Origin of the sequence: Dactylosporangium sp. NPDC051541 (assembly GCF_044454505.1) — a bacterium.
Taxonomy (GTDB): domain Bacteria; phylum Actinomycetota; class Actinomycetes; order Mycobacteriales; family Micromonosporaceae; genus Dactylosporangium.
This window is the reverse complement of the sequence record NZ_JBITDU010000050.1, coordinates 1-5,227: the sequence shown is the minus strand read 5'-3', so window position 1 is coordinate 5,227 and position 5,227 is coordinate 1. Positions and strand designations below refer to the sequence as shown.

2 rRNA genes are annotated in these 5,227 nt (G+C 57.7%); both read left to right on the top strand.

Annotation, left to right across the window (positions count from 1 at the left end):
• Window positions 1-171: 171 nt before the first annotated feature.
• Window positions 172-1,686: ribosomal RNA gene (locus ACIA8L_RS56260) — 16S ribosomal RNA — on the top strand.
• Window positions 1,687-2,042: 356 nt separating this feature from the next.
• A 23S ribosomal RNA gene (locus tag ACIA8L_RS56255) occupies window positions 2,043-5,151 on the top strand.
• Together the 16S and 23S rRNA genes form the textbook arrangement of a ribosomal RNA operon.
• The last annotated feature ends 76 nt before the right edge of the window (window positions 5,152-5,227 follow it).

Here is a 5,227-nt window from a genome sequence, read left to right as displayed (position 1 = left end):
AAACGGTGTGTGTTGGTTGTTTGAGAACTCAACAGGGTGCTTGTTAAGCCAGTGCCAATAGATATACCCCGTGGCATGGGCTGCGCTTCTTCGGAGGTGTGGTTGCGTGTCTGGGATTCCTTTGGTGACAACGATTGTTTGTTGCCGGGTGATTGATTCACCAACGCAGATTTGTTGGAGAGTTTGATCCTGGCTCAGGACGAACGCTGGCGGCGTGCTTAACACATGCAAGTCGAGCGGAAAGGCCCTTCGGGGTACTCGAGCGGCGAACGGGTGAGTAACACGTGAGTAACCTGCCCTAGGCTTTGGGATAACCCTCGGAAACGGGGGCTAATACCGAATATTCATGCGATGTGGCATCACATCGTGTGGAAAGTTTTTCGGCCTGGGATGGGCTCGCGGCCTATCAGCTTGTTGGTGGGGTGATGGCCTACCAAGGCGACGACGGGTAGCCGGCCTGAGAGGGCGACCGGCCACACTGGGACTGAGACACGGCCCAGACTCCTACGGGAGGCAGCAGTGGGGAATATTGCACAATGGGCGGAAGCCTGATGCAGCGACGCCGCGTGAGGGATGAAGGCCTTCGGGTTGTAAACCTCTTTCGACAGGGACGAAGCGCAAGTGACGGTACCTGTAGAAGAAGCGCCGGCCAACTACGTGCCAGCAGCCGCGGTAAGACGTAGGGCGCGAGCGTTGTCCGGATTTATTGGGCGTAAAGAGCTCGTAGGCGGCTTGTTGCGTCAGCTGTGAAAACCCGCAGCTCAACTGTGGGCTTGCAGCTGATACGGGCAGGCTTGAGTTCGGTAGGGGAGACTGGAATTCCTGGTGTAGCGGTGAAATGCGCAGATATCAGGAGGAACACCGGTGGCGAAGGCGGGTCTCTGGGCCGATACTGACGCTGAGGAGCGAAAGCGTGGGGAGCGAACAGGATTAGATACCCTGGTAGTCCACGCTGTAAACGTTGGGCGCTAGGTGTGGGGGGCCTCTCCGGTTCTCTGTGCCGCAGCTAACGCATTAAGCGCCCCGCCTGGGGAGTACGGCCGCAAGGCTAAAACTCAAAGGAATTGACGGGGGCCCGCACAAGCGGCGGAGCATGCGGATTAATTCGATGCAACGCGAAGAACCTTACCTGGGTTTGACATGTGCGCTAAAGCCGTGGAGACACGGTGTCCTTCGGGGGCGTTCACAGGTGGTGCATGGCTGTCGTCAGCTCGTGTCGTGAGATGTTGGGTTAAGTCCCGCAACGAGCGCAACCCTTGTTCGATGTTGCCAGCGGTTCGGCCGGGGACTCATCGAAGACTGCCGGGGTCAACTCGGAGGAAGGTGGGGATGACGTCAAGTCATCATGCCCCTTATGTCCAGGGCTTCACGCATGCTACAATGGCCGGTACAAAGGGCTGCGATACCGTGAGGTGGAGCGAATCCCAAAAAGCCGGTCTCAGTTCGGATCGGGGTCTGCAACTCGACCCCGTGAAGTCGGAGTCGCTAGTAATCGCAGATCAGCAACGCTGCGGTGAATACGTTCCCGGGCCTTGTACACACCGCCCGTCACGTCACGAAAGTCGGCAACACCCGAAGCCGGTGGCCCAACCCTTGTGGAGGGAGCCGTCGAAGGTGGGGCTGGCGATTGGGACGAAGTCGTAACAAGGTAGCCGTACCGGAAGGTGCGGCTGGATCACCTCCTTTCTAAGGAGCACCTTCAGCCGAAAGGCTGCAAGGGGCCCGCACCGCCCGAATGTGGTGGTGGGGTGCTCATAGGCGGAGACACTGGCGAAGGTCCTGCGGACAACGGTCCCGGAATCAAGTACAGCCGGCGCGAGTCGGAGTGGAACGGTTCTGGGATGCGGTTTGTGGCGATCGTACAGGCACCCTGTTGAGTCCTGAAATAACCAGCACGCACGTGCGACGGTTTGTTTCAGTCGAGACTCACACTGGTTCAAGGACCACGGACAATCATTTCCGAAGGCTTGGACACACGACGGTGTGTGGTCTGGTGTTGGTTGAGAATTGCACAGTGGATGCGAGCATCTTTATTGCTTTGTGGTCAAGTTGCTGAGGGCGTACGGTGGATGCCTTGGCACCAGGAGCCGATGAAGGACGTGGGAGGCCGCGATAGGCCTGGGGGAGCTGTCAACCGAGCTGTGATCCCAGGGTGTCCGAATGGGGGAACCCGGCACCAGTCATGTGGTGTCACTCCTGCCTGAATACATAGGGCAGTGAGGGGGAACGCGGGGAAGTGAAACATCTCAGTACCCGCAGGAAGAGAAAACAACATGTGATTCCGTGAGTAGTGGCGAGCGAAAGCGGATGAGGCTAAACCGTGTACGTGTGATACCCGGCAGGGGTTGCGTATTCGGGGTTGTGGGACGTGTCTTGCTTGGTCTGCCGGCCTTGCGCACAGTCAGAAAATTGTGGGTTAGCTGAAGTCGACTGGAAAGTCGTGCCGTAGACGGTGAGAGCCCGGTACGCGAAAATTCACAATCTGTGTTGATGTGTTCCCGAGTAGCGGCGGACTCCTGAAATCTGCCGTGAATCTGCCAGGACCACCTGGTAAGCCTAAATACTCCCTGGTGACCGATAGCGGACGAGTACCGTGAGGGAAAGGTGAAAAGTACCCCGGGAGGGGAGTGAAATAGTACCTGAAACCGTGCGCCTACAATCCGTCGGAGCGTCCTTGTCTTTGGGCAAGGGGTGACGGCGTGCCTTTTGAAGAATGAGCCTGCGAGTTAGCGATACGTGGCGAGGTTAACCCGTGTGGGGGAGCCGTAGCGAAAGCGAGTCTGAATAGGGCGTTCAGTCGCGTGTCCTAGACCCGAAGCGGAGTGATCTAGCCATGGGCAGGCTGAAGCGCGGGTAAGACCGCGTGGAGGGCCGAACCCACCAACGTTGAAAAGTTGGGGGATGACCTGTGGTTAGGGGTGAAAGGCCAATCAAACTCCGTGATAGCTGGTTCTCCCCGAAATGCATTTAGGTGCAGCGTCACGTGTTTCTTGCCGGAGGTAGAGCACTGGATGGCCTAGGGGGCCTACAAGCTTACTGAAGTCAACTAAACTCCGAATGCCGGTAAGTGAGAGCGTGGCAGTGAGACTGCGGGGGATAAGCTTCGTAGTCGAGAGGGAAACAGCCCAGATCACCAGCTAAGGCCCCTAAGCGTGTGCTAAGTGGTAAAGGATGTGGGGTCGCATAGACAACCAGGAGGTTGGCTTAGAAGCAGCCACCCTTGAAAGAGTGCGTAATAGCTCACTGGTCAAGTGGTTCCGCGCCGACAATGTAGCGGGGCTCAAGCACACCGCCGAAGCTGTGGCATTCACATGATAACCAGGCCTTCGTGGTCCAGGTGTGTGGATGGGTAGGGGAGCGTCGTGTCACCGGTGAAGCGGCGGAGTGATCCAGCCGTGGAGGTGACGCGAGTGAGAATGCAGGCATGAGTAGCGAAAGCAGGGTGAGAAACCCTGCCGCCGGATGACCAAGGGTTCCAGGGCCAGGCTAATCCGCCCTGGGTGAGTCGGGGCCTAAGGCGAGGCCGAGAGGCGTAGTCGATGGACAACGGGTTGATATTCCCGTACCCGCGTAGAAGCGTCCATGCTGAACCTGCTTGTACTAACCTCACAATGGTCTGAACCTTTCGGGGGGATGGCCGGCGTTTGGGAACTCGGGTGGTAGTAGGCAAGCGATGGGGTGACGCAGGAGGGTAGCTGGACCCGGCCGGTGGTTGTGCCGGGGCAAGCGTGTAGCCCGTGCTGTAGGCAAATCCGCAGCACATGAGGGTGAGGCGTGATGCGGAGCCGTTCAGGTGAAGTCAGTGATCCCATGCTGCCGAGAAAAGCCTCTAGCGAGTTTCGAGCGGCCCGTACCCCAAACCGACACAGGTGGTCAGGTAGAGAATACCGAGGCGATCGGGCGAACTGTGGTTAAGGAACTCGGCAAATTGCCCCCGTAACTTCGGGAGAAGGGGGGCCACCGATGGTGAGACCACATGCTGGTGGAGCGGTTGGTGGCCGCAGAGACCAGGGGGAAGCGACTGTTTACTAAAAACACAGGTCCATGCTAAGTCGTAAGACGACGTATATGGACTGACGCCTGCCCGGTGCTGGAACGTTAAGGGGACCTGTTAGTCTTTCGGGGCGAAGCGGAGAACTTAAGCGCCAGTAAACGGCGGTGGTAACTATAACCATCCTAAGGTAGCGAAATTCCTTGTCGGGTAAGTTCCGACCTGCACGAATGGCGTAACGACTTCCCCACTGTCTCAACCACAGGCCCGGCGAAATTGCACTACGAGTAAAGATGCTCGTTACGCGCGGCAGGACGGAAAGACCCCGGGACCTTCACTATAGCTTGACATTGGTACTCGAATTCGATTGTGTAGGATAGGTGGGAGCCGGTGAAGTCCTCACGCCAGTGGGGGTGGAGGCAAGCTTGAAATACCACTCTGTTGGATTTGGGTATCTAACCTTGGGCCGTGAGCCGGTTCAGGGACAGTGTCTGGTGGGTAGTTTAACTGGGGCGGTTGCCTCCTAAAAGGTAACGGAGGCGCCCAAAGGTTCCCTCAGCCTGGTTGGCAATCAGGTGTTGAGTGCAAGTACACAAGGGAGCTTGACTGCGAGACTGACAGGTCGAGCAGGGACGAAAGTCGGGACTAGTGATCCGGCACTGGCATGTGGAAGCGGTGTCGCTCAACGGATAAAAGGTACCCCGGGGATAACAGGCTGATCTTCCCCAAGAGTCCATATCGACGGGATGGTTTGGCACCTCGATGTCGGCTCGTCGCATCCTGGGGCTGGAGTAGGTCCCAAGGGTTGGGCTGTTCGCCCATTAAAGCGGTACGCGAGCTGGGTTTAGAACGTCGTGAGACAGTTCGGTCCCTATCCGCCGCGCGCGTAGGATACTTGAGAAGGGCTGTCCCTAGTACGAGAGGACCGGGACGGACGAACCTCTGGTGTGCCAGTTGTTCTGCCAAGAGCACGGCTGGTTGGCTACGTTCGGAAGGGATAACCGCTGAAAGCATCTAAGCGGGAAGCTCGCTTCGAGATGAGGTATCCCACCCCTTGAGGGTTAAGGCCCCCAGCGAGACCACTGGGTTGATAGGCCGGAAGTGGAAGCCTGGTAACAGGTTTGAGCTGACCGGTACTAATAGGCCGAGGACTTGACCTACAAACCAAGCAACGAAGACAACGCATCCACTGTGTGATTCTGAACCAATACCAGAACGCACCCGAACCCCGTTGAC